Annotated in this window: 29 protein-coding genes and 2 tRNA genes; 14 read left to right on the forward strand and 17 right to left on the reverse strand. The window is 66.3% G+C overall.

Annotated features, from left to right (window positions below):
* Window positions 1-17: 17 nt before the first annotated feature.
* From CEW88_RS03330 to CEW88_RS24420, 6 genes are all read right to left on the reverse strand, one after another.
* Complete coding sequence (locus CEW88_RS03330) at window positions 18-1,277, reverse strand: aspartate kinase (protein WP_108964672.1); 1,260 nt, start codon at window positions 1,275-1,277, stop codon at window positions 18-20.
* 212 nt (window positions 1,278-1,489) lie between these two features.
* Window positions 1,490-2,134: an SDR family oxidoreductase gene (locus CEW88_RS03335; RefSeq protein ID WP_108964673.1), complete on the reverse strand. Its 645-nt coding sequence runs from the start codon at window positions 2,132-2,134 to the stop codon at window positions 1,490-1,492.
* Window positions 2,135-2,144: 10 nt separating this feature from the next.
* Entirely contained in the window at window positions 2,145-2,594 is a 450-nt protein-coding gene (locus CEW88_RS03340; protein WP_108964674.1) for a DUF1178 family protein, read from the reverse strand.
* A gap of 60 nt (window positions 2,595-2,654) precedes the next feature.
* Window positions 2,655-3,122: an NUDIX hydrolase gene (locus CEW88_RS03345; protein WP_108964675.1), complete on the reverse strand. Its 468-nt coding sequence runs from the start codon at window positions 3,120-3,122 to the stop codon at window positions 2,655-2,657.
* A 35-nt stretch (window positions 3,123-3,157) separates the two neighbouring features.
* Complete coding sequence (locus CEW88_RS03350) at window positions 3,158-4,372, reverse strand: 3-deoxy-D-manno-octulosonic acid transferase (RefSeq protein WP_108964676.1); 1,215 nt, start codon at window positions 4,370-4,372, stop codon at window positions 3,158-3,160.
* Between the two features lie 156 nt (window positions 4,373-4,528).
* A tRNA-Tyr gene (locus CEW88_RS24420) sits at window positions 4,529-4,612 on the reverse strand.
* A gap of 152 nt (window positions 4,613-4,764) precedes the next feature.
* Here CEW88_RS24420 and rlmB point away from each other — a divergent pair.
* The 6 genes from rlmB to CEW88_RS03380 all read left to right on the forward strand — a co-directional run bounded on the left by rlmB (window position 4,765) and on the right by CEW88_RS03380 (window position 8,733).
* Window positions 4,765-5,544 (forward strand): 23S rRNA (guanosine(2251)-2'-O)-methyltransferase RlmB, encoded by a 780-nt coding sequence (rlmB, locus tag CEW88_RS03355; RefSeq protein WP_108964677.1) that lies wholly within the window; start codon window positions 4,765-4,767, stop codon window positions 5,542-5,544.
* A gap of 49 nt (window positions 5,545-5,593) precedes the next feature.
* Window positions 5,594-5,914: a hypothetical protein gene (locus CEW88_RS03360; protein ID WP_108964678.1), complete on the forward strand. Its 321-nt coding sequence runs from the start codon at window positions 5,594-5,596 to the stop codon at window positions 5,912-5,914.
* 108 nt (window positions 5,915-6,022) lie between these two features.
* On the forward strand, window positions 6,023-7,144 hold the full coding sequence (gene ribB / locus CEW88_RS03365) for a 3,4-dihydroxy-2-butanone-4-phosphate synthase (RefSeq protein WP_108964679.1): 1,122 nt from the start codon (window positions 6,023-6,025) through the stop codon (window positions 7,142-7,144).
* A 2-nt stretch (window positions 7,145-7,146) separates the two neighbouring features.
* Window positions 7,147-7,698: a 6,7-dimethyl-8-ribityllumazine synthase gene (locus CEW88_RS03370; protein ID WP_108967516.1), complete on the forward strand. Its 552-nt coding sequence runs from the start codon at window positions 7,147-7,149 to the stop codon at window positions 7,696-7,698.
* Entirely contained in the window at window positions 7,695-8,177 is a 483-nt protein-coding gene (gene nusB / locus CEW88_RS03375; protein ID WP_108964680.1) for a transcription antitermination factor NusB, read from the forward strand. The genes CEW88_RS03370 and nusB overlap by 4 nt, the downstream gene beginning before the upstream one ends.
* Window positions 8,178-8,421: 244 nt before the next feature.
* Window positions 8,422-8,733 carry a hypothetical protein gene (locus tag CEW88_RS03380; RefSeq protein ID WP_108964681.1) on the forward strand — a complete coding sequence of 104 codons (312 nt, stop codon included), beginning with the start codon at window positions 8,422-8,424 and terminating at the stop codon, window positions 8,731-8,733.
* A 320-nt stretch (window positions 8,734-9,053) separates the two neighbouring features.
* Here the strand turns inward: CEW88_RS03380 and CEW88_RS03385 are convergent, their stop codons facing one another.
* Window positions 9,054-9,794 (reverse strand): hypothetical protein, encoded by a 741-nt coding sequence (locus tag CEW88_RS03385; protein WP_108964682.1) that lies wholly within the window; start codon window positions 9,792-9,794, stop codon window positions 9,054-9,056.
* Window positions 9,791-11,131, reverse strand: a complete 1,341-nt coding sequence (locus CEW88_RS03390; RefSeq protein WP_108964683.1) for a hypothetical protein — start codon at window positions 11,129-11,131, stop codon at window positions 9,791-9,793. Before CEW88_RS03390 ends, CEW88_RS03385 begins: the two co-directional genes overlap by 4 nt.
* Before the next feature lie 109 nt (window positions 11,132-11,240).
* Between CEW88_RS03390 and CEW88_RS03395 the strand changes: the two genes are divergently transcribed.
* Window positions 11,241-11,702, forward strand: a complete 462-nt coding sequence (locus tag CEW88_RS03395; RefSeq protein WP_108964684.1) for an MmcB family DNA repair protein — start codon at window positions 11,241-11,243, stop codon at window positions 11,700-11,702.
* 29 nt (window positions 11,703-11,731) lie between these two features.
* On the opposite strand, the gene CEW88_RS03400 is transcribed toward CEW88_RS03395, so the two are convergent.
* Window positions 11,732-11,920: a DUF6324 family protein gene (locus CEW88_RS03400; RefSeq protein ID WP_092424081.1), complete on the reverse strand. Its 189-nt coding sequence runs from the start codon at window positions 11,918-11,920 to the stop codon at window positions 11,732-11,734.
* A 72-nt stretch (window positions 11,921-11,992) separates the two neighbouring features.
* Between CEW88_RS03400 and CEW88_RS03405 the strand changes: the two genes are divergently transcribed.
* Both CEW88_RS03405 and CEW88_RS03410 read left to right on the forward strand, forming a co-directional pair.
* Complete coding sequence (locus tag CEW88_RS03405) at window positions 11,993-12,508, forward strand: GNAT family N-acetyltransferase (protein WP_108964685.1); 516 nt, start codon at window positions 11,993-11,995, stop codon at window positions 12,506-12,508.
* 53 nt (window positions 12,509-12,561) lie between these two features.
* Window positions 12,562-12,638 (forward strand) — tRNA-His (locus tag CEW88_RS03410).
* A 136-nt stretch (window positions 12,639-12,774) separates the two neighbouring features.
* On the opposite strand, the gene CEW88_RS03415 is transcribed toward CEW88_RS03410, so the two are convergent.
* Window positions 12,775-13,098 (reverse strand): DUF6476 family protein, encoded by a 324-nt coding sequence (locus CEW88_RS03415; RefSeq protein ID WP_108964686.1) that lies wholly within the window; start codon window positions 13,096-13,098, stop codon window positions 12,775-12,777.
* Between CEW88_RS03415 and CEW88_RS03420 the strand changes: the two genes are divergently transcribed.
* From CEW88_RS03420 to CEW88_RS03440, 5 genes are all read left to right on the forward strand, one after another.
* A complete protein-coding gene (locus tag CEW88_RS03420) occupies window positions 13,097-14,125 on the forward strand; it encodes an RluA family pseudouridine synthase (protein ID WP_108964687.1) in 1,029 nt (342 codons plus the stop codon). The genes CEW88_RS03415 and CEW88_RS03420 overlap by 2 nt on opposite strands.
* A 180-nt stretch (window positions 14,126-14,305) precedes the next feature.
* Window positions 14,306-15,202, forward strand: a complete 897-nt coding sequence (gene rpoH / locus CEW88_RS03425) for an RNA polymerase sigma factor RpoH (protein WP_108964688.1) — start codon at window positions 14,306-14,308, stop codon at window positions 15,200-15,202.
* Between the two features lie 110 nt (window positions 15,203-15,312).
* Entirely contained in the window at window positions 15,313-16,287 is a 975-nt protein-coding gene (locus CEW88_RS03430) for a Gfo/Idh/MocA family protein (protein WP_108964689.1), read from the forward strand.
* Window positions 16,288-16,425: 138 nt separating this feature from the next.
* Window positions 16,426-16,983 carry a polyhydroxyalkanoate synthesis repressor PhaR gene (phaR, locus tag CEW88_RS03435; RefSeq protein WP_108964690.1) on the forward strand — a complete coding sequence of 186 codons (558 nt, stop codon included), beginning with the start codon at window positions 16,426-16,428 and terminating at the stop codon, window positions 16,981-16,983.
* 125 nt (window positions 16,984-17,108) lie between these two features.
* Window positions 17,109-18,050, forward strand: coding sequence for a DMT family transporter (locus tag CEW88_RS03440; RefSeq protein WP_108964691.1), 942 nt, complete (start codon window positions 17,109-17,111; stop codon window positions 18,048-18,050).
* Here the strand turns inward: CEW88_RS03440 and CEW88_RS03445 are convergent.
* From CEW88_RS03445 to CEW88_RS03475, 7 genes are all read right to left on the reverse strand, one after another.
* A complete protein-coding gene (locus CEW88_RS03445) occupies window positions 18,038-19,249 on the reverse strand; it encodes a DegT/DnrJ/EryC1/StrS family aminotransferase (RefSeq protein WP_108964692.1) in 1,212 nt (403 codons plus the stop codon). The genes CEW88_RS03440 and CEW88_RS03445 overlap by 13 nt on opposite strands.
* A 112-nt stretch (window positions 19,250-19,361) precedes the next feature.
* Window positions 19,362-20,663 (reverse strand): NAD(P)/FAD-dependent oxidoreductase, encoded by a 1,302-nt coding sequence (locus tag CEW88_RS03450; RefSeq protein ID WP_108964693.1) that lies wholly within the window; start codon window positions 20,661-20,663, stop codon window positions 19,362-19,364.
* Window positions 20,664-20,748: 85 nt separating this feature from the next.
* Window positions 20,749-22,113: a glutamine synthetase family protein gene (locus CEW88_RS03455; RefSeq protein WP_108964694.1), complete on the reverse strand. Its 1,365-nt coding sequence runs from the start codon at window positions 22,111-22,113 to the stop codon at window positions 20,749-20,751.
* A complete protein-coding gene (locus tag CEW88_RS03460) occupies window positions 22,110-22,796 on the reverse strand; it encodes a type 1 glutamine amidotransferase (protein WP_108964695.1) in 687 nt (228 codons plus the stop codon). Before CEW88_RS03460 ends, CEW88_RS03455 begins: the two co-directional genes overlap by 4 nt.
* Before the next feature lie 63 nt (window positions 22,797-22,859).
* Entirely contained in the window at window positions 22,860-24,203 is a 1,344-nt protein-coding gene (locus tag CEW88_RS03465; RefSeq protein WP_108964696.1) for a glutamine synthetase family protein, read from the reverse strand.
* A gap of 196 nt (window positions 24,204-24,399) precedes the next feature.
* Window positions 24,400-25,209 carry an ABC transporter permease gene (locus tag CEW88_RS03470; protein ID WP_108964697.1) on the reverse strand — a complete coding sequence of 270 codons (810 nt, stop codon included), beginning with the start codon at window positions 25,207-25,209 and terminating at the stop codon, window positions 24,400-24,402.
* On the reverse strand, window positions 25,206-26,087 hold the full coding sequence (locus tag CEW88_RS03475; protein WP_108964698.1) for an ABC transporter permease: 882 nt from the start codon (window positions 26,085-26,087) through the stop codon (window positions 25,206-25,208). Before CEW88_RS03475 ends, CEW88_RS03470 begins: the two co-directional genes overlap by 4 nt.
* Window positions 26,088-26,112: the final 25 nt, after the last annotated feature.

Genomic DNA, 26,112 nt, shown 5'->3' on the forward strand with positions numbered 1-26,112 from the left:
CCCCGGGCCGCCTCCGGTCAGTCGGCCCTTTCGAGTTCGAAGGCGTCGTGAAGGGCCTGCACCGCGAGTTCCATGTACTTGCGTTCGATCAGCACGGAGATCTTGATTTCGGACGTGGTGATGACCTGGATGTTGATGTTCTCGTCCGAGAGCACCTTGAACATCTTCGCGGCCACACCGGCCGCCGAGCGCATGCCGATGCCGACGACCGAGACCTTGGCGACCTCGGTTTCCGATTCGAGCTTGTCGAAGGTCAGCGTGCCGGCTTCCTGCGCATCGGCCAGTGCCTTCTCCGCGCGCTTCACCTGGTTGACCGGGCAGGAGAAGGTCATGTCGGTGACGCCGCCCTCATGACCCTTGTAGTTGGTTTCCGAGACGTTCTGCACGATCATGTCGACGTTCACGCCGGCATCTGCCAGCGTGCCGAAGATCGCGGCGGCGATGCCCGGACGGTCTGCGATGGTGACGAGGGTCATCTTGGCCTCGTCGCGCGAAAAGGCCACACCGGCCACAACTTTGGATTCCATGATATCCTCCTCGTCGCAAACGAGCGTCCCGGCGTCGTCCGACTGTTCTTCGAAGCTGGAGAGGACCCGCAGCTTCACCTTGTAACGCATGGCGAGTTCGACCGAGCGGGTCTGCAGCACCTTGGCGCCCAGCGAGGCCAGCTCGAGCATTTCCTCAAAGGAGATGCGGTCGAGCTTGCGGGCCTTCTCGCAGATCCGCGGGTCGGTGGTGTAGACGCCGTCGACATCGGTGTAGATGTCGCAGCGCTCGGCCTCGAAGGCTGCGGCAAAAGCGACGGCGGTGGTGTCCGAGCCGCCCCGGCCCAGCGTGGTGATCCGGCCCTCGGGGCTGATGCCCTGGAAGCCGGCAACCACGGCCACCTTCATGCCCTCGGCGAACTTGCGGTTGATGTTCTCGGGGGGGATGCCTTCGATCCGCGCGGCGCTATGCGCCGAGGTGGTCAGCAGAGGCACCTGCCAGCCCTGCCAGCTGCGCGCGGGGATATCCATTTCCTGCAGCGTCAACGCCATCAGGCCGGCGGTCACGTTCTCGCCCGAAGAGACGACGGCGTCATATTCGCGCGCGTCGAACAGCGGCGAGGTCTCCTCGACGTAGCCGACGAGCTTGTTGGTCTCGCCCGACATGGCCGAGACGATGACGATCACGTCGTAGCCCTTGGCCACTTCGACGCCGACGCGTTTGGCGGCCCGGCGGATCCGGTCAAGCGTGGCGACGGAGGTGCCGCCGAATTTCATCACGAGAACGGGCATGGCGCCTCCCCGGCATGGTCCTTTGAATCAGCGGTGCTTTACTTGGGGGGGCGGGGCTGCGCAAGGGGATTGCGCGCCCGCCGCGAGCGATCACTGCGTGGGTCCGGAGCATTCTGGCATATTCGAAAAGATGGGGCCGCCGGGGCTTCGCGGTTCTTCGTTTGCGGCTTTGCGAGAGCGCGGCCGCCGGGGTCCGGCGGCGCTCCGGGCGCTCAGTAGGCGTGCGCGCGGCCGTCCCAGGTTTCGAAGCAGCCCGTGGTCCCAAGGCTCAGCGCGTCGAGCCGATCGGCGAGCCCGGCGGCGGATTGCTCGGGGGTGAGTTCGGCGCCGCTGCCCCCCATCTCGGTGCTCACCCAGCCGGGGTGATAGATGCCCACGGCGATGCCTCGCGGCTTCAGCGCGGCGGCAAGGTTGGTGCCGAGATTCAGCGCCGCGGCCTTGCTGGCGCGGTAGATCAGCGCGTTACCCTTGGCCAGCGCGTTCGAGCCCATCTGCGAGGAGATGATCATGATCTTCGGCGTCTCGGCCCGTTCCAGCAGCGGCAGCATCGCTTGCACCGTCAGGAAGACCCCGGTGACATTGACCGCGAACATTTCGGCCCACATCTCGGGCGGGTAGCCGGTGTCGAGCGGTTCCGGCTTGTCGAGGTAGACCCCGGCGTTGCAGATCAGCGCGTCGAGCTTGCTCTCGCCGAGGTGCTCGGCCAGTGCCTTCGGCGAGGCCGGGTCGCTCACGTCGAGCGGCAGCAGCCCGGGGGTGTGTCGCGCCGTGCCCAGCACCTCGTGCCCACGCGCCGAGAGTGTCTTTACGAGCGCCGCGCCTATGCCGCGGTTCGCGCCGGTGATCAGCAGGGTCATGGCATGTCTTTCAGTTGGATTTTCGTGTCGGCATGAAGGGCAGGGGCGCCACGGGCACGCCGTCCTCGATCAAGGCCTTGGCCTCGTCGCCTCGGGTTTCGCCCCAGATCGGGCGGTGCGGAGCATCGCCGCTGTGCATGGCGCGCGCCTCGCGGGCAAAATCGCGGCCAACGTAGTCCGAGGTCTTTTCGACGTGCTCGCGCAGCGCGCGCAGCGCCTGCTCGGCGGGCGAGGAGGGCTCGGAGAGGTTGGGCTTTTCCTTGGCGGGGGTCGGCGCGCTTTCGGGGCGCGCGGCGCCGCTGTTCACGCGCGGGGCCATGAGCACCTTTTCCACCTTTGGCGTGCCGCAGACGGCGCAGGCAACCATGCCCGCGGCATGCAGCTTGTCGAAGGCGCTGGCGGATTGGAACCAACTGTCGAAGCGATGGTCATCCGCGCATTTGAGTGAGTATTGGATCATGCGGCAGTTCCGAAATGATCCCTTTTACCTAGTCAAAATCCGCGCAGGTTCAAGCCGATGTCAGTGCTTGCGGGAAAAGGGGCGGAAGCCAAGGAGCAGCTTGGCCAGTTCCGGGTGATCGACCATCTCGGCGGCACGCTTCGGGCTGACCCAACGTTGCTTGCGCTCGCGCCGCTCGGGAAACTTCTTGTCGAGCTCCACCACTTCGAGTGGATAGACCAATGCCATATGCGGCCGGTTCGAACTGCGCTTCTGGTAGCTGTAGCCGCCGACGCAGAGCTCGTCCACGAGCCCCTTTACCCCGGCTTCTTCCCAGGCCTCGCGCGCGGCGGCCTTGGCCGGGCTGCGGCCCTGCATCGGCCATCCCTTGGGCAGGGTCCAGCGTCTGCGGCCGCGGCTGGTGATGAGGAGGATCTGCACCTTGCCGTCGCGGACGCGGTAGCAGAGCGCCGCATATTGCACATGGGTTCGCTTGGGCAGGGTTCTGATGCCCGGTCCGCGAGAAACGATGTCCAGTGAAGCGCCCATCCTGTTGTCCTGCTCGTTTTTAGAGGAGGATGCGCCTATTTGGCAGCTGCGTCCATATGTTGTGTCAGCTCGGAAACAAGTTCGTCCGCCGATGCCTCCGGAGCGAGCAGCGCGCGGGCCGCGGCCCCTGCGCGCTGCTGTGCCTTCTCCTCGGTCAGCGAGAGCAGCGCGGCGGCAAGGCCCGCTGCGTCCTCGATGGGAAGGGCGGCACCGGCGTCGTCGAGCAGGCGAAAGGGCACGCGGAAGTTGCGCACGTCGGGGCCGTGGGTCAGCGCATCGCCAAAGGCCGCGGGCTCGTAGGGCGTGTGGCCGCCGCGGTCGGTCAGCGTGCCGGCGATGAAGACCCGGCCCGCAAGGCGGTAGAAGAGCGCCATCTCTCCCAGGGTGTCGGCCAGGTAGACCTCGGCGCCACTCGGCGGCTCGCCGAGGCTGCGGCGCGCGCAGCTGAGCCCCTGCGCGGCGGCCAGCCGGGTAATTTGCTCGGCCCGATGCGGGTGGCGCGGGGCGAGTATCAGCCGCAGTCCGGGGTCCTGCTTCCGCGCCGCGGCGTGGGCTGCAAGCACGGTTTCGTCCTCGCCCTCGTGGGTGGAGGCGGCGAGCCAGGTGCGGGCGCGGGAAAATTCGGCCTCGAGCGCAGCGTCGTGCTGGTCGGGAGGGGTGTAGAGAGCCTTGAGATCAACCACCGGCCCCTGCGCCGCCTTGGGCAGCCCGGCGGCGACGAAACGGTCGCGCGAGTCGGGATCCTGGGCCGAGAGGAAGGCGACGCGGTGCAACACCCGTGCCTGCAGTCCGCCGAAGAAGCGCCAGCCCTTGGCTGTGCTCTCGGTGAGCCGTCCGCCCAGCACCAGCACCGGGCCGGGGCAGCTCAGCAGGCGGTTCGGCCAGAGTTCGGATTCCATGGTGATATGGCTGGTCACGTTCCAGCGCCGGTGCAGGCGCTTCGAGGCCCGCGCGAGGTCGAGCGGTGCGAGTCGCGCGCAGAGCCCCCAGCTTTGCGCCAGCGCAACGCCCGACTGGGAATTGCAGGTGACCAGCAGCTTCATCCCAGGTCGGGCGGCGAGCAGCGCCTCGATCACAGGTTTCGCCGAGGCCAGCTCTCCGTTCGAGGCAGCGTGCAGCCAGACATGCGCGCCGGGCTGCGCCTTGCCATGGCCTAGCCGCGCGCGAATCCCGTCCCAGTCGCGCTTGAGCGCGGCCCGGCCAAGCACGATGGCCGCGAAAAGGGACAGAAGCAGACGGTAGCGCAACATTGGCGGGACAGGGTCCTCGGGGCAAGATCGTTATATCAAAACGGCACTTAGGCCGAAGGGCCAAGCGCCGCAACACTCGGGCACGCGGGGGTGCCGCGCTGCCGGAAGCTTGATATATATATTGATATATAAGGAGATGTTTCCGAAGAGGGAAAGTGGTGGGCGACCCTGGAATCGAACCAGGCGTGCGTCTCCGCGAGGGAGTTACAGTCCCCTGCCACACCTTGCGGCCTGTCGCCCACTTTCCGCCAGTCTCTGGCGTCCGGCGCCGTATGACCGGCGTCGTGGGGCGCTGACTACAAGCACTCAAAAGGGTCGTCAACAGGAAAATATCTTGCAGCGCGTCACGGGGCGATGCAGAGACCGAAGCTCAGGAAAAAAGGACGCGTGCCATGGTCAAGAAACCGAAATGGGTGGTCGAGAAGGAACAGGGGAAGAAGGCCAAGGCGGCCGAGACCGTCTGGCTGTTCGGCCTGCATGCGGTGCGTGATGCGCTGATGAACCCCAAGCGCGAAAAGCTGCGCTTGATCTTGACACTAAACGCAAAATCCAAGCTGGAAGACGCGCTGGAAGCGGGCGGGATCGAGCCCGAGGTCCACGATCCTCGCAAGTTCGGAGCGCCGCTTGACCCGCAGTCCGTGCACCAGGGGGCGGCACTGGAAGTGAAGCCGCTGAACTGGGGCCGACTCGAGGATGTGGCGCTGGGAGACGGCGACACGCCCCCCCGTCTGGTGCTTCTCGACCGGGTCACCGATCCGCATAACGTCGGGGCAATCCTGCGCTCGGCCGAGGTTTTCGGCGCGCAGGCGGTGATCGGCACGCTGCATCACTCGGCCCCGGAGACCGGCGCGCTGGCAAAGACCGCGTCTGGTGCGCTCGAGCGCCAGCCCTACCTGCGCGAGCGCAACCTCGCCGACACCATCGTGGCGCTGCAGGGGATGGGCTACATCGTTCTTGGCCTCGACGGGGAGGCGGAGGTCAGCATCGACGCCGCGATGGACGGCAGGCGCGACCGTGCCGTGGCGCTGGTGTTGGGCGCCGAGGGGCCGGGGCTGCGCCAGCGCACCAAGGAAACTGTCGACCAGCTGGTGAAAATCGACTTCGCGCGCGGCTTCGGCTCGCTCAACGTGTCAAACGCGGCGGCAGTGGCGCTCTACGCCGCAAGGCCCTGATCCGGGGCGCGAACTTGCGGCGGGGCGGCGGCGCGCCCATATCGGGGGCATGGTCCAGACGATTGCCACCTGTTGCTACTGCGGAAGCCGCGCCGCGCTCGTTCTGAGCGGCACGCAGCGCCACGAACTCAGCTGCGCCTCCTGCGGGGCGCCGCTGCGCCAGCTCAAGAACCTCAAGTCCGATACCGGGCGCTGCGCCACCGGTCCTGCCCCGGCGCAGGCGAGGCCGATGCCGCATCCCTCCAAAACGCAGCGCAAGGCCGAGAAGGCCGCGCGCAAGATGGCGAAGAAGCACCTCAAGAAACGGCGCTCTCCGGCGCAACGGGCGGCCAAGGGGATCTTTGATCTGCTCGAGGACATCTTCGACTGAAGCGGCGCGCCCAGTCATGCACAGGATGCCGCACGGTGGCGCACAAAAACCGGCCTAGTCTTTCTTGCCCTCCTGTCTTATTTGGCGGGGGACGAAATGCGAGGCGACATGGCGGACTACGAAAACCCGGGACCGGTTGAAGAAAACTGGAAAGACGCGATTTCCTCGGTCGAGGAGATCATCGAGGATGCCCGCAACGGGCGGATGTTCATCCTCGTCGACCACGAGGACCGCGAGAACGAGGGCGACCTCGTGATCCCGGCGCAATGGGCGACCCCCGACGCGATCAACTTCATGGCCACCCATGGCCGGGGCCTGATCTGCCTGTCGATGACCTCGAAGCGCATCGACGAGCTGGGCCTGCACCTGATGTCGGTCAACAACTCCTCGCGCCACGAGACGGCCTTCACCATCTCGATCGAGGCGCGCGAGGGCGTGACCACCGGCATCTCGGCTGCCGACCGGGCAAAGACCGTCGCCGTGGCCATCGACGCCTCGAAGGGCGCGGCGGACATCGCCACCCCGGGCCACGTCTTCCCGCTGCGCGCCAAGGATGGCGGCGTGCTGGTCCGCGCCGGCCACACCGAGGCCGCCGTGGACGTCTCGCGGCTCGCAGGGCTGAACCCCGCCGGCGTGATCTGCGAGATCATGAACGAGGACGGCACCATGTCGCGCCTGCCCGAGCTGGTCGCCTTCGCGCAGCGCCACGGGCTGAAGATCGGCACGATCTCGGATCTCATCGCCTACCGTCGCCGCCACGACAACCTTGTGCGCGTGCGCTCCGAAGAGGTGATCCGGTCGGAATTCGGCGGCGACTGGAACATGCGTATCTACACCGACCAGTCCCACGGCGACGAGCACATTGTGCTGACCAAGGGCGACATCTCCGGCGACGAGCCGGTGCTGGTGCGGATGCATGCGCTCGATCCGATGCTCGACATCATCGGCACCGGACATGGCGGGCGCTCGGACGAGTTCCGCGACTCGATGAAGGCTGTCGCCGATGAGGGGCGCGGCGTGGTCGTGTTGCTGCGCGACACGTCGATGAAGCTTGAGTTGCATGACGACGTCTCTCCGCGCACCCTGCGTCAATACGGGCTCGGGGCGCAGATTCTCTCGTCGCTCGGCCTGTCGAAGATGGTGCTGCTGACCAATTCGCCCACCCCGCGCGTTGTCGGGCTCGAGGCCTACGGGCTCGAGATCGTGGGCACCCGCAAGATCGGAGAGTGAAGATGGCCTCGAACGAAACCCATTACACCCTGCCGCGCGCCGAGTTCGACAGGCCGGCGAAGATCCTCATCGTCGTGGCACCCTACTACAAGGATATCGCCGACGAGCTGATCGCCGGTGCCATCGCCGAGATCGAGGCGGCGGGCGGCTTCCACGAGATCGTCGAGGTCCCCGGCGCGCTGGAAGTGCCGACCGCGATCGGCATCGCCGAGCGCATGTCGAACTTCGACGGCTACGTGGCGCTCGGCTGCGTGATCCGTGGCGAGACCACCCATTACGAGACGGTCTGCAACGACAGCTCGCGCGGGCTGACGCTGCTTGGCCTGCAGGGGCTCTGCATCGGCAACGGCATCCTGACGGTCGAGAACTACGAGCAGGCGCGCGTGCGGGCCGAATCGGCCGGCCAGAACAAGGGAGGCGGAGCCGCGGCTGCAGCCTTGCATCTTGTCGCGCTGACCCGTAGGTGGGGCGGCGCCCGCAAGGGGGTGGGATTCGTGCCCGCCCAGGATGAATACCAGATCGCGGGCGCTTCCAAAGGAAAGCATAGCGCATGACGACCCCGGTCCCCCCTTCCGGCAATCAGAAACGCCGTATGAAATCCGCATCCCGGCTCTACGCCGTGCAGGCGCTCTACCAGATGGAGCTTTCTGGCACGACGGCTGAGAAGACGATGCGTGAATTCCTCGACTACCGCTTCGGCGCGGAGGTCGAAGAGGGCGTGGAACTGGTGGAAGGGGACGTGGATCTCTTTGGCAAGATCGTCGGCGAGGCGGTCAACTGGCAGGGCAAGATCGACCAGATGACCGACCGCGCGCTGGTGGCGAAATGGCCGATCGACCGCATCGACCCGATCCTGCGCGCGCTGTTCCGCGCCGCCGGCGCCGAGATGGTGGCACTCGACACGCCGCCGAAAGTGGTGATCACCGAGTTCATCGACGTGGCCCGCGCCTTCTTCACCGACGGACGCGAGGTGCAATTCGTCAACGCGGTGCTCGACCACATGGCGCGCGAGGCGAAGCCCGAGGCGTTCTGAGGATCTGCAGAGGCAGGGGCTCTCCGCACCGCGCCTCCCTGGACTGTTGGGACCTGGAAGAAAGGGCCGGTCGCGCGCGTCGTGACCGGCCCTTCTGCGATGGTCCCCGCTGCCCTGGCGGAAGCGCGGCTTGCGTTTGGCTTTGGCCCCCCTACATTTGGCTGTGACGGAGCGGAATATTCTGCGGGTCTTGTGCTTTGACGTGGGTCCGCTACGCTTGTTCCGCCTGATAAAGGAGAGTCACATGCCGAAACTCGTCCGCCTCTACATCACCCAATGCGCGATCGGCTTCGGCCTGTCGGCGGGCTTCGTCGCGTTGCTGCTCTGGCAGAACGTCGGCAACCTGCAGCACCTGGTGACCCATACCGACGCGGGCATGCTGGCAGTGTTTCTCCTGTGGCTTTTCAATGGTCTGGTGTTTGCCGGGGCGCAATTCGCGATGACCGTGATGCGCATGTCGGGCGATCATTCGCGGCCCGCGGGGGGCAAACGCATGGCGCTCGAGCCGATGCCGATCCGCATCCCTGTCGAGCAAAAGCCGCGCCGCCTTCTCTGAAGGCAATACGGCGGAAATGATTCGAAGCGCCTCCTCGCGGGGCGCTTTTTTCGTGCGCGGGCGCGGCGGGGTGCGCTGTCGGTGCTGTCTGCCATCTGGGGAAAAGCGGCGGGAACCGGTCCTTCCGTGGGGTTATCTCATTCCCGAGGACCTGTATATACAGGTGGGCGTCAGGTAACCGGACCAGGGCCCGGACAGAGCCAACTCCCTCGGAATTGCTTAAGGCCACCGGAATGCAACCATGCACGCAAAGGTCAGAACCCGCCTGAGCCGGAGATAGTGGCAGCTGGCCCTCGCGACAAGGGGCAAGCCGCGCTCCGTTAGCTTTCTTCTGTCACGAAGTTGTAGCGGGTCAGTTCCTCGGGCAGCAGGATGTAGATCTGATCGGCCGGTGTGGCCAGCGCGGGGCGCAGCACCATGGGGTCGATGCCCATTTCCTCGAGGTACTCCATCACCTCGCCCTGGCCGCGCTGGATCTGCTCGACCGCGACAAAGGCGGGCAGGATTGTGCTTTCACCGAAATAGTGCTGATGCACCCCGACCGAAGCGCCCTCGGCGATGTCCCGGGTTGTGCCGGAGGCGAGAAGGTAGGGGCAGGCGGAGTAGCAGAATTCGCCCTCCAACATGCGCGTTTCGAGCCCCATCTGCCGCACGTGCCGCCCGATGGCCAGCGCGTCGGGCACCGAGCCTCCGGGGCTCTGCAGGATCAGCGTGTCCAGCGAGGGTGCCTCGTCGAGCGCGGAGATGATCCGCTCGGCATCGCCCTCGGCGATGGTGCCTTCGAGCCGCCAGGTCGCGCCATCGCCTTGGGTCAGCGTCAGCCGGTTGGGCAGCTTGCCGGGATCGCGTAGCGGCGAGAGCGGCGGCAGGTCGCGGTTCGGGGCGAAGGTGCGGCGCTGGTCGCCAGGCTCCACCGGCTGCGACAGGCGCGGCGCGCTGGGACCGAAGCGGGGCAGGGAGAAGTTGCTGCTTGTCAGATCGCCCCAGACTAGGAAGCCGCCAAGGGCGACCTGCAGAATCAGCGCGCCGGTGAGGGCGCGGGCGACCGTCAGATGCCTCATGGCGTGCGCCCGGCAAAACGGGAGACCTCGGGGGACTCGTGGGCCGCGGCACTGGCGGGCGCCGGGGTCGGGTGTGCCGGGTGCAGCGTGGTCTCGACGTCGCGCATGGCGTGAAGCGCGGCGCGCAGCTCGGCGAGGGTCAGCGTGTCCTCGAGCTCGGCGCCTTCGCGGCCATGGCGGATCGCGCCATGGGTGACGGCGAGGATCAGCACCAGCACCGCCGGAAGTAGGTCAATGGCGATGGCCCCGGCCCAGGAGGGCACGAAGTTGCGGGCGTACATGATCACCGCGTCGGCGGCGGAGACCGGCGTATAGGTGACTTCGGCGGCAGGCTGCAACGCCAGCACGTTTTGTGCGGCGCGCTCCAGCGTTGTCGCCCGCTGCGCCAGCACGTCGAGCACCGAGGTGATGGTCGCCTGTTGGCTGCCACGGTCGGCATCGCTCTGGCCGTCGAGTTCGGGCAGCACCACCGAGGCTGCCAGATCCTGCGCCGCCCTCTCGACCAGCGGCGCGACCGACAGCTGGCGGAGCTGGGCGATGAGACCCTGCAATTCCACCGCGGCCTCGGAAAATTCCACCGAGCGCGGCTCGACGGGGCCGGGCTCGACGGTCAGCGCGCGCATACGCGACAGAATCGCGTTGCCCTGGGCAAAGGCGCTGTCCACCAGCGGCGTCTGCTCGGCGATCTGCGCTTCGAGCGCCGAGAGCTCCGCGGCCTTCTGGCGCAGCACGCGGAAGACCGCACCGCGCCCGGCGAGGCCCGAGAGCGAACCCTGTGCCTCTTGCTCCGAGAGGTCTTCGAAACTCTGCCGCACCCGCGCCACGTCACGCTCCAGAGACTGTCCGGTAAGCGCGATCTCATGGGTGCGTTCGAGGGCGCCCTGGTAGTCCTGCACTGTCTTCGCGAGGTGCTGCTCGACCGCGGCCGAGCCTGCCAGCGCCGCCGCGTTCAGCCAGGACGACATGGCGATGATTGCCAGCGAGCCAAGCCCCATGGCCGCCAGCAGACCGACGCGCGAGCGGGTCGAGCGCATCGCCGGAAACAGCCGCATCAGGTAGGACCAAAAGACGAAGATGCCCACGGAAACCGCCACCGAATAAGCGATGGCGGCAAAGACAGTGAAGGCACCGCCCTCTTCCAGCAGCGAGGACACGCCGAGATAGGTGTAGATGCCCGAGGCGACCGAAAGCACGCCGAGCGCAGTGCCCGAGAAGGTGTCGAGCCAGCCGAGGTGAGATTCGAGCTCGCGGGCGTGGCGGATGCCACGGGCCTTCGACCGGGCGGAGCGGGTGTCATCTGTCGCGGCCGTCGGGGCGTCTGTTGCGGCGTCTGTCATGGGCGGGGCCTCCTGCAACCATCTGACAGGAGATAGGCGTGAAGGGGGCGCAAAAAAGAGTGAGCGGGCTTCGGGTTGCCTTTGTTCACCTATTGTTCATATTGGAGGCATGAGCATCCTGAGCGAAACCCCGATGATGCCCGGCCAGCTGCTGGCCCGTGGCGTCTGTCGTCACCTTGCCAGCCTCGGCTTCGCGCCGGTCGAGGAATTCGTGCCTGAGCGCGGCCGCCGGGTCGACGTGATGGCGCTGGGGCCAAAGGGCGAGATCTGGGTGGTGGAATGCAAGAGCAGCCGCGCCGATTACATGTCTGACGGCAAGTGGCAGGGCTATCTCGACTGGTGCGACCGCTATTTCTGGGCTGTGGACGAGCTGTTCCCGACCGACCTGCTGCCCGAGGGCACGGGCCTCATCATCGCCGATGCCTATGATGCGGAGATCCTTCGCATGGCGCCCGAGACGAAGCTCAGCGGCGCGCGGCGCAACGCGCTGATCCGGCGCTTTGCCGCCCATGCGGCGCGGCGGCTGCAGGCGCTGCGCGACCCCGAGGCGCGGCTCGGCGCCTGGGGGTAAGGTCTGGAGATGTCAGGCGGGCTGGCGTCTCAGCGCTTGACCTTGCGCGCGGTGGCAGCGGCGGCGCGCAGCTCCTCGGCGATCTCCTCGGCTTCCTCGGGATCGAAATCCATCGGGATCTCGAGATCGCCGGCGTAAATGTAGAGACGTACCATGCCCTGGTCGGTCGGACCGATCTGCAGGTTGGCTTCGATGTCGCGTTCGGTGTTGATCCCCATGACCGTCCCCATGAAACTGGAATGGCGCGGGCTTAGCCCCGCGATGTGCATATTGCAAGCGAGAGGGGCGGGATGTCCACGTTGCACGCGACGCGAGAGACCATCAAGCTGAAGCCCTACGCTGCCGAGGATCGGGCCTGGCTGGTGCGCCAGCACGCCGAGCTCTACGCGCGCGACGAGGGGTTCGACGACAGCTTCGGCCCGCTTGTGGAGAGCATCCTGCGGGATTTCGAGGCGGCGCATGACCCGGCGCGCGAGCGGGGGTGGATCGCCTGGGACGGGGAGGCCCGGCTCGGCAGCATTTTCTGCGTCGACGGGGGCGCGCGAGAGGGCGAGTCGCTGGCCAAGCTGCGGCTCTTCCTGCTGCTGCCGGAGGCGCGGGGCAGGGGACTCGGCCAGCGCCTGCTCGAGACCTGCATGGGATTCGCGCGTGACGTAGGGTACGCGCGGATGACGCTCTGGACCCATGAAAGCCACCACGCCGCCTGCGCGCTCTATGCCAAGAACGGGTTTTCTCTTGTGTCCTCGGTACCTGTGACCAGCTTCGGGGTGCCGCTCGTCGAGCAGCATTGGGAGCGTGCGATTTAACTCAGGATTGGGGCTTGCAATCGAAAATGGCTGGCGTTATTCCCCCCGAGCGTGCCGCCTTAGCTCAGTAGGTTAGAGCGCTTGATTGTGGATCAAGAGGTCTCCCGTTCGAACCGGGAAGGCGGTACCATTTTCCCTCTCTTCAGTATGACACAGGCTGAGACGCACATTTTCCCTGTGCCGCGCCGGTTTACGGCTCTGCCCAGTCCGTGCAGAGGCGCGGGCTGCCCGAGGTATTCTTGCCTAGAAGAAATGCCCTCGGGGGGTCAGTCGGCAGAGGTGATCGAAATGGTCTGGCGCAGCTCTTGTGTCGCCCGGTCGAAGATCAGGATCTGGTCATCCGTGGTGACCACGGCATACCAATCGCCGCCCTGAGTGAAGGCCGAGGCTGTCGCGCCGGAGGGCAGGGCGATCTCGGCCGGCAGAGGAGCGGGCGCTTTGGTGGCAGCCGTGAACCGGATGACAATCAGCGACACAATGGCTACAAGCCCTGCGATCATCACCGCCGTGAGCACCGTGACCAGCCGCCGCAGGAAGCGCAGGTTGGCCGGTTCGGGCAGGATTTCGGGATCTTCAGGAGTATTGGACATGGAGCAGCCTCTGCGCGTCGTCATCGGGGAAGCCCCGCCGCCGCGTCTTGATAAGGCGCTGGCACGCGATGTGCCAGAGGAAGCCGCGCTGTCGCGCACGCGTCTCGCGAAACTCATCGCCGAGGGCGCGGTCACCCGTGCGGGTGAGGTGCTGTCCGACCCCAAGGCGAAGGTCGAGGAGGGCGACGTGCTGGAGATCTCCGTGCCAGAGGCCGAGGAGAGCCACATTGGCCCCGAGGACATCCCGATCAACATCGTCTGGGAAGACGAGGACCTCGTGGTGGTCAACAAGCCCGCGGGCATGGTTGTGCACCCGGCGCCCGGCACGCCCTCGGGGACGCTGGTCAATGCGCTGCTGTTTCACTTCGGCGAGGCGCTCTCGGGTGTCGGAGGAATGAAACGGCCGGGCATCGTGCACCGGATCGACAAGGATACCTCGGGTCTGCTGGTGGTGGCGAAATCCGACCGTGCGCATCACGGCCTTGCCGCGCAATTCGAAAAGCACAGCGCCGAGCGCGCCTATCTGGCGGTGGTGCATGGGGTGCCCTCGACCGCCGATCCGCGGCTTCGCGGCGTGAAAGGTGTGTCGGTCGAGCCCGGAGAGGTGATCCGCATCCAATCCGGCCTCGCGCGGCACAAGACCGATCGGCAAAAGCAGGCGGTCTATTTCGACGGGCAGGGGCGGCATGCGACGACGCGGGCGCGGGTGCTCGAGACCTTCGGCACGCCCCCGGCGCTGGCGCTGGTGGAATGCCGGCTCGAGACGGGGCGCACCCACCAGATCCGCGTGCACATGGCCCATGCCGGGCATGGGTTGATCGGCGATCCGGTCTACGGCGGGCGCCGCAAGATCGCCGCCAAGGCTTTGCCGCCGCAGGTGGTGGCCGAGGTCGATCGCTTCGACGGGCAGGCGCTGCACGCGGCGCTTTTGGGGTTCGAGCACCCGGTGACCGGCGACGCGCTGCGCTTCGAGGCGGAGCTTCCCACGGACATGGCACATCTGCTGCAGACACTGCGCGGCGAGTGACATATCCTTCGCATCTGCGTGAGGTCGCCAAAATCCGGATCCGCACACCGGGACCATACGTTAAACACGTGAAAACCTTGAACACCCTATGGTGCATCCGTGCACAGCGGGGTGGTTGAATTCCACCGAGGGGCTGCCCATATGGCATGTTAACCCTCATAACATTGGAGGAAGGGGCACGTGAGCAACTATGCGAATCTGCCGGCGCCGTCGCCGGAAGCCGGCCTCAGCCGTTACCTGCAGGAGATTCGGAAGTTCCCTCTGCTGGAACCGGAAGAGGAATACATGCTGGCCAAGCGCTGGGTCGAGGAGCAGGACGCCGAGTCGGCCCACAAGATGGTCACCAGTCACCTGCGTCTCGCGGCGAAGATCGCCATGGGCTACCGCGGCTACGGCCTGCCGCAGGCCGAGGTGATCTCGGAGGCCAACGTCGGCCTGATGCAGGCGGTGAAACGCTTCGACCCCGAGAAGGGCTTCCGCCTTGCGACCTACGCCATGTGGTGGATCCGTGCCTCGATCCAGGAATACATCCTGCGGTCTTGGAGTCTCGTGAAGCTCGGCACCACCTCGGCGCAGAAGAAGCTCTTCTTCAACCTGCGCAAAGCGAAAAACCGCATCGGTGCGCTGGAGGAGGGTGACCTGCGCCCCGAGCACGTCGAGAAGATCGCCACCGACCTCGGTGTGTCCGAGGACGAGGTGATCTCTATGAACCGGCGCATGTCGGGCGGAGATGCCTCGCTCAACGCCACCGTCGGTTCCGAGGGCGAAGGGTCGATGCAATGGCAGGACTGGCTCGAGGATGAAGACGCCGATCAGGCCGCCGATTATGCCGAGCGCGACGAGCTGGACGCGCGCCGCGCCCTTCTGGCGCAAGCGATGGATGTGCTGAATGATCGCGAGAAGGACATTCTCACCCAGCGCCGTCTTGCCGAGCAGGCGGTGACGCTTGAGGAGCTGTCGGGCATCTATGATGTCAGCCGCGAGCGGATTCGGCAGATCGAGGTGCGCGCCTTCGAGAAGCTGCAGAAGCGCATGCGTGAATTGGCGGTGGAGCAGGGGATGCTCACCGACGCCTGATCTTGTCTTGCAAGGCCCCTTAAACGCCCGTCGCCCTGCGGCGGGCGTTTTGCTTGCGAGGGACGCTGCGGGCGCTAACATCAGGCGCGACACAAAAAAGGGAAGAGATCATGGCCGACCACGTCAGATGGGGCATCCTTGGCGCCGCCAATTTCGCGAAGAACTACATGGGTCCCGCGATCCACGCCGCGCGGGGCGGCGCACTGAGTGCCATCGCCACCTCCAAGCCGGAAAAGGCCGCGCCCTTTGCCGAGTTCGCGCCGGGGCTGAAGGTGCATGAGGGCTACGCGGCGCTTCTGGCCGATCCGGAGATCGATGCGGTGTACATCCCGCTGCCGAACAGCCTGCATGTAGAGTGGAGCCGCAAGGCCGCCGAGGCCGGCAAGCACGTCCTTTGTGAAAAACCCATCGCGATGAGGGCCGAGGAGATCGACGAGCTGATCGCCGTGCGGCAGGCGACGGGAAAGTTGGTGGCCGAGGCCTGGATGGTGGCGCACCACCCCCAGTTCGCCAAGGCGCGCGAGCTTCTGCAGGCGGGCGAGATCGGCGACCTGGTGCGGGTCGACAGCACCCATAGTTTCTACAACGACGACCTCGGCAATATCCGCAACCAGGCAGATGTCGGCGGCGGCGCGTTGCGCGATGTGGGCGTCTACGCCCTCGGCTCGGTGCGGCTGATCACGGGGCAGGAGCCTGCCGAGATCCTGGCCGCCGAGATCGACTGGCAGAACGAGGTCGACGCCAGCGCCCACGTGATGGCGCGGTTCCCGGGGTTCCTCTACACCGGCCGCGTTTCGACCCGTGCCGCGCCCTGGCAGGAGATCGTGCTGCATGGGACCAAGGCGGTGATGCGCCTGCCAGTGCCGTTCAACGTGCAGGTCTTCGGCGAGGCGCGGCTCGAGTTGCACGGCCCGGGGCTGGAAACCCGGACCTGGCGCTGGCCGGCCGAGAATCACTACGTGTTGCAGGTCGAGGCCTTCAACCGGGCAGCCATGGGCGCGGCGGACTACCCGCTGCCGCTCGAGTTCTGCCGTGGCACCCAGGTCTTTGTCGACCGCGTCTTCGCTGCGGCGCCACAGGGATGATGCTGCGCAGCATTTGCCGGGCCGCGGCGCAGCGAAATTGCTGTCCGCGCTCGGCAAGTGTCAGTGAAACTGGTGCTTTTCTTTTTTTCTGCACTCGCATAGGCTTTTTCTCAACTCTGCGTCGAGGGAGGGGCCATCGTGGCTGACAAGGAAAAACCGCTGCTCATCAAACGCTATGCGAGCAGGCGGCTCTACAATACCGAGACCAGCGACTACGTGACGCTCGAGGATATCTCGGGCTTCATTCGGGACGGGCGCGACGTGCAGATCATCGATCTGAAGTCGGGGGATGATCTTACACGGCAATATCTGCTGCAGATCGTGGCCGAGCACGAGAGCCGCGGCGAGAGCGTGCTGCCGATCAACGTGCTGACCGACCTGGTGCGCAGCTACACTACGCAGGCGACCTCGGTCGTACCGCAGTTTCTTGCCGCCAGCTTCGAGATGTTCCGCGACAGCCAGAGCAAATGGGCGGACAGCATGAGCCACATGAACCCGATGATGCCGAAAATCCCGGGGCTCGAGGCGATGCAGGCGCAGCAGGAGGCCTTCCTCAAGGCGATGGCCGGGAACATGGGCAAGAGCTGGTCCGGCCCCGAAAAGGAAGAGCCGCAGGGCGAAAGCGAGGAAGACCTCGCCGCCATAAAGAAGCAGCTCGCCGAGTTGCAGCAGAAGCTCTCGAAAATGGACAAGTGATGCGGCGGGCCCTTCGGGGCCCGATGTGTTTCGGGGGGGCGCCCGAGAGCACGACTTTCAGCGCCGCCACGGCAATGCGCAGGATTCGGATTTCCTCTGCAGGCGGCTTGCGGCAGAGGAAGGGGATGGACACCGCATCTTCTCTCCGCATCGACCGCCGCTCGGGCCTGTTGCTGCTCACGCTGGCCGCGCTCTGGGGCAGCACCTTCCTCTTTGCGGAAATCGCGCTGACCGAACTCAGCCCGATGCAGGTGACGCTGCACCGGGTGGTGATCGCGGCCGTCGCGCTCTGGCTGGTGCTGCGCCTGCGTGGGGTCAAGCTGCCGCGCGCGCCGCGACTCTGGGGGGCCTACCTGGTCATGGGTGCACTCAACAACGCCTTGCCCTTCACGCTGATCTTTTGGGGCCAGACCCATATCGAGAGCGGGCTGGCGGCGATCCTTAACGCCTCGACCGGTGTGCTGGGCGCGGTGGTGGCGGGGCTTTTGCTGCGCGACGAGCGGCTGAGCTGGCGCAAGGTGGCCGGGGCGGGCCTGGGCTTGGCCGGGGTGGCTGTGGTGATCGGCCCGGACCGGCTCACCACGCTCGATCCGCGCAACCTGGGGCAGGGGGCGGTGCTGTTGGCGGCGCTGAGCTACTCGCTGGCCAGCGTCTGGGGCAAGTTGCGGCTCGCCGGGCAGCCACCGCTGGCCAACGCCTTCGGCATGCTGGCGGGCGCCGCGGTGATCATGCTGCCGCTGGTGCTCTGGCAGGACGGGCTGCCGACGCTTGATTACGCGCCGCGCGTCTGGGCCGCGCTGCTGGGCCTGTCGCTGCTGGCCACGGCGCTGGCCTTCATCCTCTACTTCGCGATTCTCTCCCGGGCGGGCGCGGCGAACCTGATGTTGGTCACTCTGCTCATTCCCCCCTTCGCCATTGTCATCGGGCGCGTCGTCCTTGGCGAGCAGCTTCCGCCCGGCGTCTACCTCGGCCTCGGGATCATCGCCGCCGGGCTGGTGGTGACCGACGGGCGGCTGGTTGGACGTCTTCGGCGCAAGCCGCCCGCCGACGAAGCTCAGGTGCCGTAGGCGCGCAGCGGACCCATCACGCTGTCGGCGGCACCTACCAGCACCTCGGCCACCGCCTCGCAGTCGGCGAGGCTGAGCCGGGCGGGCAGGCGGGTGTCGCAGGCGCGCTCGAGCATGGCGCGGGTGCGCGGCAGCTCGGGCACCTCCTCGAGGAACTGCCAGTTCCAGAAGGCCCGGGCATTGTCTGTCGAGAGCCCGAAGAGCTGCACCTTCACGCCGCCCGCCTCGGCGGCGGACAGGAAGGCGCGCATCTCCCCGGCGCTCATCCCGGTGAGGTTGAACTGCAGCGAGTCCGGCGCGCGCTCCTCAGGCGCCAGCTTCTCCGGCACCTCGATCCAGGGCGAGCGGTTGAGGAGTGCCGCCACGTGGTCATGGTTGCGCCGCCCGTCGCGGACACGGCGCGCGACGTGCTCAAGCTGCGGGCGGATCACCGCGGCGGCGAGGTTGGACAGGCGCAGGTTGTAAAGCGGAAGGCGGTTCTGCCAGCGGTCAAAGGCCTCTTCCAACTCGGGGGAATTGTCTCCCGGCGCCATATGCTTGCGCCAATTGTGTTCGTAGGCGCCCGAGAGGATTACCGCCCGCGCCACCAATTCGGCATCATCGGTGATCAGGATGCCGCCCTCGCCGGCATTGACCAGCTTGTAGCTCTGGAACGAGAAGCAGCCGACCCGGCCCAGCGTGCCGATGTTGCGCCCCGCCCAAGTGGTGCCGAGCGAATGCGCCGCATCCTCGATCACCGGCAGGCCGCGCGCGTCGCAAAGCGCCAGGATCGCGTCCATGTCCGAGGTGTGGCCGCGCATGTGGCTGATGATCACCGCGCTGACGCCCTCGAGCTTGGCCTCGAAATCGGCCATGTCGATGCGGTAGTTTTCGCCGACATCGCAGAGCACCGGCACGCAGTCTGCGTGCACGATCGAGGAGGGAACGGCGGCAAATGTGAAGCCGGGGATCAGAACCTTGGCGCCGCGCGGCAGGTCCAGCGCCTTCAGCGACAGGAAGAGCGCCGCCGAGCAACTCGACACCGCCAGCGCGTATTTGCTGCCCAAAAGCGCTGCGAACTCGCGTTCAAGCAGGGCGACGGGCGCGTTTTCGGGGGCGGTGTAGCGGAACAAATCGCCCGACAGCAGGAGGCGGTCGATCTCGGCGCGGGCGTCTTCGGGAATGGGCTCCGCATCATGCATGTTCGGAAGGCTGCTCATATCACTAAACCCAAATTGTTTCTTCTGAAAAACTTAAACACCTGATCTGTGACAGCCAAGTGAAAAGGCCTCCCCGGGGGGAGGCCTTGCGGAAACTTGCCCGGCGGCGGTCTCAAATCCCGATGCGGTCGCGCAGAGCGTACCAGCTCATCGCCAGCGCCAGAAGCGGCGTGCGCAGCGCCGCGCCGCCGGGGAAGCTGGGCACCGGCAGGGACGCCATGGCGTCGAACCCTGCCGACTGCCCGCGCACCGCCTCGGCCAGCAGTCGCCCTGCGTGCACCGCGGTGCCCACCCCGTGGCCGGAATAGCCCGAGGCGGTGAGCACGTTGGGCCCGAGCCGCGCCAGCATCGGCAGCCGCTTCATGGTGATCGCCAGCGTGCCGCCCCAGGCGTAGTCGAGGCGCGTGTCCTCGAGCTGCGGGAAAATCTCCAGCATCGGCTTGCGCACCAGCGCCTTGATGTCGGCAGGGAAGCGGTAGCCATAGCTTTCGCCGCCGCCGAACAGCAGCCGCCCGTCATGGCTGAGCCGGAAGTAGTTCACCACGAATTTGGAATCCGCCACTGCGACGTCGCGGGTGAGCACGTCGCGGGTGCGTTCTCCGAGCGGCTCGGTGGCGACAATAAAGTTGTTGATCGGCATGACCTTCGCGGCGACCTTCGGCTCGAGCCCGCCAAGATAGCCGTTGCAGGCAAAGATCACCTGACCCGCACGCAGCGTGCCGCCGCTGGTGTGGATCAGCACCTCGCGTCCCTGCTCGACGCTCTCGACATGGCTGGTCTCGTAGATCCGTGCCCCGGCTCCGGCGGCGGCCCTGGCCAGCCCCAGCGCAAAGCGCAGCGGGTGCAGATGCGCTGCGCCCATGTCGAGCACCCCGCCGCGATAGTCGGGCGACGGGCAGAGCGCGTGGAAGGCCTCGCGGTCCAGCGCCTCGATCTGGTAGCCGTATTTCTCGCCCATGTGCGCGGCATAGTGGTGCAGGTGCTCGACGTCGCCCTTGCTCGAGCCGCACCAGGCGACGCCGTCACGCAGGTAACAGTCGATCTGATGCTTGGCGATCAGCGAGCGGCAGAGCTCCTTGGCCTCTTCGCCCAGATCCCAGAGAACCCGCGCGTTGCCCTCGCCGACCATCTTCTCGAGGCTCAGCTGATCCTGCCTCTGCCCCGAGCCGAGCTGCCCGCCGTTGCGCCCCGAGGCGCCGAAGCCCACACGATGCGCCTCGAGCAGCGCCACGTCGAGCCCGGCCTCGGCAAGGTGCAGCGCGGCCGACAGCCCGGTATAGCCGCCGCCAATGACGCAGACATCGGCCCGCGCCTCACCCTCGAGCTTGGGAAAGGGCGGCAACATCTCCGCGGTGGCCGCGTACCAGCTCTGCGGATACTCGCCGCGCCGGTCGTTGGAGAACAGCAGGTCCATAAGGCGTCTCCCGTGGTTTCTTCTAGGCGAAAATATCCCGGGGGTGGGGGGCACCCCCGCCGACGCCTCGGGCGATGGCGCGCGCTCAGACGTTGAGCAGCAGGTGCTCGCGCTCCCAGGGGGAGATCACCGCAAGGAACTCCTCGTACTCGGTGCGCTTCACGATCGAATAGACGCGCGCGAACTCCGGTCCCAGCACCTCGTGCAGCTTGGTCGCCTCGTCGAAGATGTCGAGCGCCTGGCCCAGCACGCGCGGAATGTCACCCTCGCCTTCGTAGGCGTCGCCGCGGAATTGCTTCGAGGGCCGCAGTTCCTCCATCAGGCCGAGGTAGCCGCAGGCCAGCGAGGCGGCGATGCCGAGGTAGGGGTTGCAGTCCATCCCGGCGAGGCGGTTCTCGACGCGGCGCGCGGAGGGGCCGGAAATCGGGATGCGGATACCGGTGGTGCGGTTGTCCCGGCCCCATTCGAGGTTGATCGGCGCTGCGCTGTCACGCACGTAGCGGCGATAGCTGTTGACGTAGGGCGCAAGCACCGCGATGGCCGCGGGCAGGTAGGTCTGCAGCCCTCCGATGAAGTGGAAGAAAGCGTCGGTCTCGCCTCCGGCGGGGCCGGAGAAGATGTTGCGGCCGGTCTCGATGTCCATCACCGAGTGGTGGATGTGCATTGCCGAGCCGGGCTCGTCGGCGATCGGCTTGGCCATGAAGGTGGCGAAGCAGTCGTGGCGCAGCGCCGCCTCGCGGATCAGGCGCTTGAAATAGAAGATTTCGTCGGCCAGCTTGACCGGGTCGCCGTGCTGCAGGTTAATCTCGAGCTGACCGGCGCCGCCCTCCTGGGTGATGCCGTCGATCTCGAAGCCCTGCGCCTCGGCGAAGTCGTAGATGTCGTCGATCACCGGGCCGAACTCGTCGACCGCGGTCATCGAATAGGCCTGGCGGGCAGCGGCGGGGCGACCCGACCGGCCCATCATGGGCTTGATGTCCTTGGCCGGATCAACGTTGCGCGCCACCAGGAAGAATTCCATCTCGGGCGCCACCACGGGCTCCCAGCCCTGCTTGCGGTAAAGCTCGACCACGCGCTTGAGCACGTTGCGCGGCGCGGCAGGGACCGGCTCGCCCTTGCGGTCGAATGCGTCGTGGATCACCTGCAGCGTCCAGTCGGCGGTCCAGGGCGCGGCGGTGGCGGTGCTCATGTCCGGGCGCAGGATCATGTCACGCTCGATGAAGCCGACGGTCTCGTCCGCCGCCTCGCCCCAGTCGCCGGTGATCGTCTGGTAGAAGATCGACTCGGGCAGGTGGAAATAGTCCTGCCGGGCGAACTTCGAGGCCGGAACCGCCTTGCCGCGGGCAATGCCGGGCAAGTCGGCGATCACGCATTCGACCTCGTCGAGCCGCCGCCCTTCGAGATAGGCGGTGGCGGGTTGCGGAAGCTGGCCTGTCCAGTCTTCGGTCATGCGAGAGCCTTTTGCTTGAAGAAATGCGCGAATTGATCGGCCACCGCCCGCTGGTCGAGCGGGGTGCCGAGCGCCTTGCCGGCGGCGTCGAGCCGCTCCTGCGGCACCACGCCGGGGCCGCGGGTCTCGATCAGGGCGCGGGTGAAATCGTCGCTGAACTCGGGATGGGGCTGCACCGTGTAGGCATGGCCCGGATAGAGCAGGGCGGCGTAATCGCAGAAGTCGGAGCTGGCCACGACCTCGGCCCCCTGCGGCAGCTCTGTGACCTGATCCTGGTGCCAGGCGTTGATCACCTTTTCCTGCCCGTCCTTGAAGCGATAGGTTGTCGGCCCGACGACCCAGCCGCCGGGGTGCTTCTCGACCTTGCCGCCAAGCGCCTGCGCGATGATCTGGTGGCCGAAGCACACGCCAATCAGCGGCTTTTCGGCGGCGTAGATGTCGCGGATCAGCTGCTCGAGCGGCGGGATCCAGGCGTGATCCTCGTAGGCGCCGTGGCGCGAGCCCGTAATGAGCCAGCCGTCAGCCGCCTCGGGGCCGTCTGGGAACGCGCCATTCACCACCGACCAGCTTTGAAAGTCGAAGCCGTAGCCGTCGAGCAGCCGGGCAAAGAAGGCGGGGTATTCACCGGTCTCACCCGCGAGTTCCGCGGGGACGAGGCCGGTTTGCAGTATGCCGATTTTCATGGATCACACATGTGGTTTCTGGCGCAAAGGTAGACTTGCCGCGACGACGCGGCAAGGCCGTGCTCAGACAGTATCTAGGTAGATTTCGACCTGTTCGAGCGGCGAGAGCTCGGTCATGTAGAGCTGCTCCTGCCGCTTGGTCAGCAGCAGGTTGCGGATCAGCTCCTGCGGCAGGATGCGGGGCATGATCTCGCTCGTCTCGAACGCGTCCATGGCCGAGACCCAGTCCGTCGGGATCATTGGCAGGTCCTGCGCGTAGGCGTTGCCGGTGATCGGCTCGGGTGGCTCGATCTCGTCCTCGATGCCATTGAGCGCCGCGCCGAGGATGGTGGCCATCAGCAGGTAGGGGTTCACGTCGCCCCCCGCCACGCGGTGCTCGATCCGCCGCGCCGCCGGGCTGCCCGAGGGCACACGGATGGCCGCGGTGCGGTTCTCGTAGGCCCAGGAGATGCCGCAGGGGGCGTGGTTCTCGGGGATCAGACGTTCGTAGGAGTTTAGGTGCGGCGCGAAGATCAGGGTGCTGTCGTGCATCGCCTCGACGCAGCCGCCGATGGCGTGGCGCAGCACGTCGGTGCCCTTCGGACCGCCATCATCGAAGATGTTGTTGCCGTCCTCGTCGAGCACCGAGAAATGCATATGCATCCCCGAACCTGCGTAGTCCTCGTAGGGTTTGGCCATGAACGACGCGGCAAAGCCGTGGCGGCGGGCCAGCCCCTTGAGCAGCATCTTGAAGAGCCAGGCGTCATCGGCGGCGCGCAGCGCGTCGTCCTGGTGCATCATGTTGATCTCGAACTGCCCCAGACCTGCCTCGGAGATGGCGGTGTCGGCGGGGATGTCCATGTCCTCGCAGGCATCGTAAAGATCGGTGAAGAAGATGTCGAAAGTGTCGAGCGCGCGGATCGAGAGCACTTCGGCGGCCTTGCGGCGCTTGCCCGAGCGGGGCGAGACCGGCACCTGCAGCTTCTTGGCGCTGTCGTCGATGAGGAAGAATTCCATCTCGAGCGCGACCACCGGGGTCAGCCCGTGGCGCTTGTAGCGGTTGACCACCTGCGCCAGCGCGTGGCGGGGGTCGCCCTCGTAGGGCTTGCCGCCCTCGTGGAACATCCAGATCGGCAGCAGGGCGGTGGGCGCCTCGAGCCAGGGCATGGGCACGAAGCCGCGCTCGGTGGGTTTCAGAACGCCATCGCGGTCGCCGGATTCAAAGACCAGCGGGCTGTCGTCGATGTCCTCGCCCCAGATGTCGAGATTCAGCGCCGAGAAGGGGAAGCGAGTGCCGTCCTCGACGACCTTGTGAGCGAAGCGGGAAGGAACGCGCTTGCCGCGCGGCTGTCCGTTGAGGTCGCATGCGGCCACACGGATGGTGCGGACCTGGGGGTTCTTGCGGAGCCAGGTTTTCGGGTCTGTCATTTTCTGTCCAAGAATTTGATCAAATTCAGCGTAGCGACTCGGATGCTGACTGGCAAGCGGGGGGTGGGGGGAAGAAAGCGAGTATTTTTGGAAAGATGAAAGGCTGGGCGTGGCGCGGCCGGGAAAGCGATCATGAAAAAGCCGGGCGCTGGGGTGGCGTCCGGCTCTCGCGTCTCGCGTCTCGTGCGTCGGCGGCTCAGCGCATCAGCAGTCGGGGGCGCATCCGCATCTTCTGGCGGCGCTCCTTCGGCAGGTGCCGGTTCAGCCGCTTGTTGATCAGCCCGAAGATCCCCACCACGCAGAGCGTCAGCAGGATGAAGAACCCCGCGAGGATCGGATAGGGCACGAAGGGGTTGAAGGTCTTGTCAGCGAAGTAGTTCGCGTAATAGAGCGCGTCGCCGCGTTGCTGCCATGCCGGGAAGCCCGAGAAGAAGACCAGCGTCGTGGCATGGAAGAGGAAGATCGCCTCGTTGGTATAGGCTGGCCAGGCCAGCCGCAGCATGGTCGGCCAGACAATCCGCCTGAAGCGCGGCCAGCCCGAGAAACCATAGGCATCCGCCGCCTCGACATCGCCCCGCGGGACCGACAGCAGCGCCCCGTAGAAGATCTCGCCGGTATAGGCCGCGGTGTTCAGGAACAGCACCAGCGCCGCCCCCAGCCAGGCCGAGGTCAGCGGATCGAAGGCGGGCGACACGCTCTTGAGGCTGAGGAACAGGAAATAGGCGAAGAAGAACTGGATGAACAGCGGCGAGCCGCGGAAGACGAAGATCACCCATTCCGCCAGCTTCCGCACTGGCGTGACCCTCGACGCTTTCCCCAGCGCCAGCGCCGTGGCGAGGAAAAAGCCGGTGACCAAAGCGACCACGCCGAAGTAGATGTTCCACAGCATGCCCGAGCCGATCAGCGTGACCTGCTGGCACAGGGTGAAATTGTCGCGCGGCAGCAGCCGCTCGCCGATGCCGATAGAGCGCAGCCCGTAGTCGGCGATGGTTTCCCAGCAGCTCATGCGGCCTTCCTCTGCGCTTCACCGCCCATGGTCGCCTGCCCATGGGTGAGCCGTTTCATGATCCGGCCCAGAACGATTTCCGACACGCGGGTGAACGCGAGGTAGAACACCAGCAGCGCCAGGAAGTACCACACGCGCCAGTCGGGGTGCGGGTAATCGGTGAATTTCGCGGTTTTCGAGCCGCCCAGCTCGCGCGCCCAATAGACGATGTCCTCGACCCCCAGCAGGAACAGCAGCGGCGTGGCCTTGATCAGCACCATCCAAAGGTTCGACAGGCCGGGCAGGGCGTAGACCCACATCTGCGGCACGAGGATGCGCCAGAAGGTCTGGCGGCGGCTCATGCCATAGGCCTCGGCGGTCTCGAGCTGGGCGCGGGGCACGGCCCGCATGGCGCCAAAGAGCACGTTGGCTGCAAAGGCGCCGAAGACGATCGAGAAGGTCAGCACCGCGAGCGAGAAGCCGTAAGTCTCGTGCACCCATTGGGCGGCGGTCGAGAGCGGCAGCTTTGCCTCGGGGCAGACCACGAAATCATTGCCTTGGCGGATCGGCTGATCCCAGTCGGGACATTTCACCTCGTGCCGTATCCACTCGAAGAACTGGTCGAGGGCGATCACGAAGAACAGGAAGAAGGCGATATCCGGCACGCCGCGCACGATGGCGATATAGGCCTTCCCGAGCCAGGACAGCGGCGGGAAATGCGAGCGCGCGGCCATGGCGCCGCCGAAGCCGAAAGCAAGCGCGACGGGTGCGGTGACCGCCAGCAGCAGCAGCACGGTGCCTACCGAGACATAGATCGACAGGTGCTTGCCCGTGGTCAGGTAGCAGCTCAGCCATGCCAGGCCGTCGATCGCATTGGGGTCGGTACACCAGGAGAACATGTCGTATCAGCCGTCGAGGGGGCCG

Origin of the sequence: Alloyangia pacifica (assembly GCF_003111685.1) — a bacterium.
Lineage (GTDB): Bacteria > Pseudomonadota > Alphaproteobacteria > Rhodobacterales > Rhodobacteraceae > Salipiger > Salipiger pacificus_A.

What these genes read in the sequence shown, in the direction of transcription:
- CEW88_RS03330 (WP_108964672.1), bottom strand. Translation starts at nt 1,277, where the DNA reads ATGCCCGTTCTCGTGATGAAATTCGGCGGCACCTCCGTCGCCACGCTT.
- CEW88_RS03335 (WP_108964673.1), bottom strand. Translation starts at nt 2,134, where the DNA reads ATGACCCTGCTGATCACCGGCGCGAACCGCGGCATAGGCGCGGCGCTC.
- CEW88_RS03340 (WP_108964674.1), bottom strand. Translation starts at nt 2,594, where the DNA reads ATGATCCAATACTCACTCAAATGCGCGGATGACCATCGCTTCGACAGT.
- CEW88_RS03345 (WP_108964675.1), bottom strand. Translation starts at nt 3,122, where the DNA reads ATGGGCGCTTCACTGGACATCGTTTCTCGCGGACCGGGCATCAGAACC.
- CEW88_RS03350 (WP_108964676.1), bottom strand. Translation starts at nt 4,372, where the DNA reads ATGTTGCGCTACCGTCTGCTTCTGTCCCTTTTCGCGGCCATCGTGCTT.
- rlmB (WP_108964677.1), top strand. Translation starts at nt 4,765, where the DNA reads ATGGTCAAGAAACCGAAATGGGTGGTCGAGAAGGAACAGGGGAAGAAG.
- CEW88_RS03360 (WP_108964678.1), top strand. Translation starts at nt 5,594, where the DNA reads ATGGTCCAGACGATTGCCACCTGTTGCTACTGCGGAAGCCGCGCCGCG.
- ribB (WP_108964679.1), top strand. Translation starts at nt 6,023, where the DNA reads ATGGCGGACTACGAAAACCCGGGACCGGTTGAAGAAAACTGGAAAGAC.
- CEW88_RS03370 (WP_108967516.1), top strand. Translation starts at nt 7,147, where the DNA reads ATGGCCTCGAACGAAACCCATTACACCCTGCCGCGCGCCGAGTTCGAC.
- nusB (WP_108964680.1), top strand. Translation starts at nt 7,695, where the DNA reads ATGACGACCCCGGTCCCCCCTTCCGGCAATCAGAAACGCCGTATGAAA.
- CEW88_RS03380 (WP_108964681.1), top strand. Translation starts at nt 8,422, where the DNA reads ATGCCGAAACTCGTCCGCCTCTACATCACCCAATGCGCGATCGGCTTC.
- CEW88_RS03385 (WP_108964682.1), bottom strand. Translation starts at nt 9,794, where the DNA reads ATGAGGCATCTGACGGTCGCCCGCGCCCTCACCGGCGCGCTGATTCTG.
- CEW88_RS03390 (WP_108964683.1), bottom strand. Translation starts at nt 11,131, where the DNA reads ATGACAGACGCCGCAACAGACGCCCCGACGGCCGCGACAGATGACACC.
- CEW88_RS03395 (WP_108964684.1), top strand. Translation starts at nt 11,241, where the DNA reads ATGAGCATCCTGAGCGAAACCCCGATGATGCCCGGCCAGCTGCTGGCC.
- CEW88_RS03400 (WP_092424081.1), bottom strand. Translation starts at nt 11,920, where the DNA reads ATGGGGATCAACACCGAACGCGACATCGAAGCCAACCTGCAGATCGGT.
- CEW88_RS03405 (WP_108964685.1), top strand. Translation starts at nt 11,993, where the DNA reads ATGTCCACGTTGCACGCGACGCGAGAGACCATCAAGCTGAAGCCCTAC.
- CEW88_RS03420 (WP_108964687.1), top strand. Translation starts at nt 13,097, where the DNA reads ATGGAGCAGCCTCTGCGCGTCGTCATCGGGGAAGCCCCGCCGCCGCGT.
- CEW88_RS03415 (WP_108964686.1), bottom strand. Translation starts at nt 13,098, where the DNA reads ATGTCCAATACTCCTGAAGATCCCGAAATCCTGCCCGAACCGGCCAAC.
- CEW88_RS03430 (WP_108964689.1), top strand. Translation starts at nt 15,313, where the DNA reads ATGGCCGACCACGTCAGATGGGGCATCCTTGGCGCCGCCAATTTCGCG.
- CEW88_RS03440 (WP_108964691.1), top strand. Translation starts at nt 17,109, where the DNA reads ATGGACACCGCATCTTCTCTCCGCATCGACCGCCGCTCGGGCCTGTTG.
- CEW88_RS03445 (WP_108964692.1), bottom strand. Translation starts at nt 19,249, where the DNA reads ATGAGCAGCCTTCCGAACATGCATGATGCGGAGCCCATTCCCGAAGAC.
- CEW88_RS03450 (WP_108964693.1), bottom strand. Translation starts at nt 20,663, where the DNA reads ATGGACCTGCTGTTCTCCAACGACCGGCGCGGCGAGTATCCGCAGAGC.
- CEW88_RS03455 (WP_108964694.1), bottom strand. Translation starts at nt 22,113, where the DNA reads ATGACCGAAGACTGGACAGGCCAGCTTCCGCAACCCGCCACCGCCTAT.
- CEW88_RS03460 (WP_108964695.1), bottom strand. Translation starts at nt 22,796, where the DNA reads ATGAAAATCGGCATACTGCAAACCGGCCTCGTCCCCGCGGAACTCGCG.
- CEW88_RS03465 (WP_108964696.1), bottom strand. Translation starts at nt 24,203, where the DNA reads ATGACAGACCCGAAAACCTGGCTCCGCAAGAACCCCCAGGTCCGCACC.
- CEW88_RS03470 (WP_108964697.1), bottom strand. Translation starts at nt 25,209, where the DNA reads ATGAGCTGCTGGGAAACCATCGCCGACTACGGGCTGCGCTCTATCGGC.
- CEW88_RS03475 (WP_108964698.1), bottom strand. Translation starts at nt 26,087, where the DNA reads ATGTTCTCCTGGTGTACCGACCCCAATGCGATCGACGGCCTGGCATGG.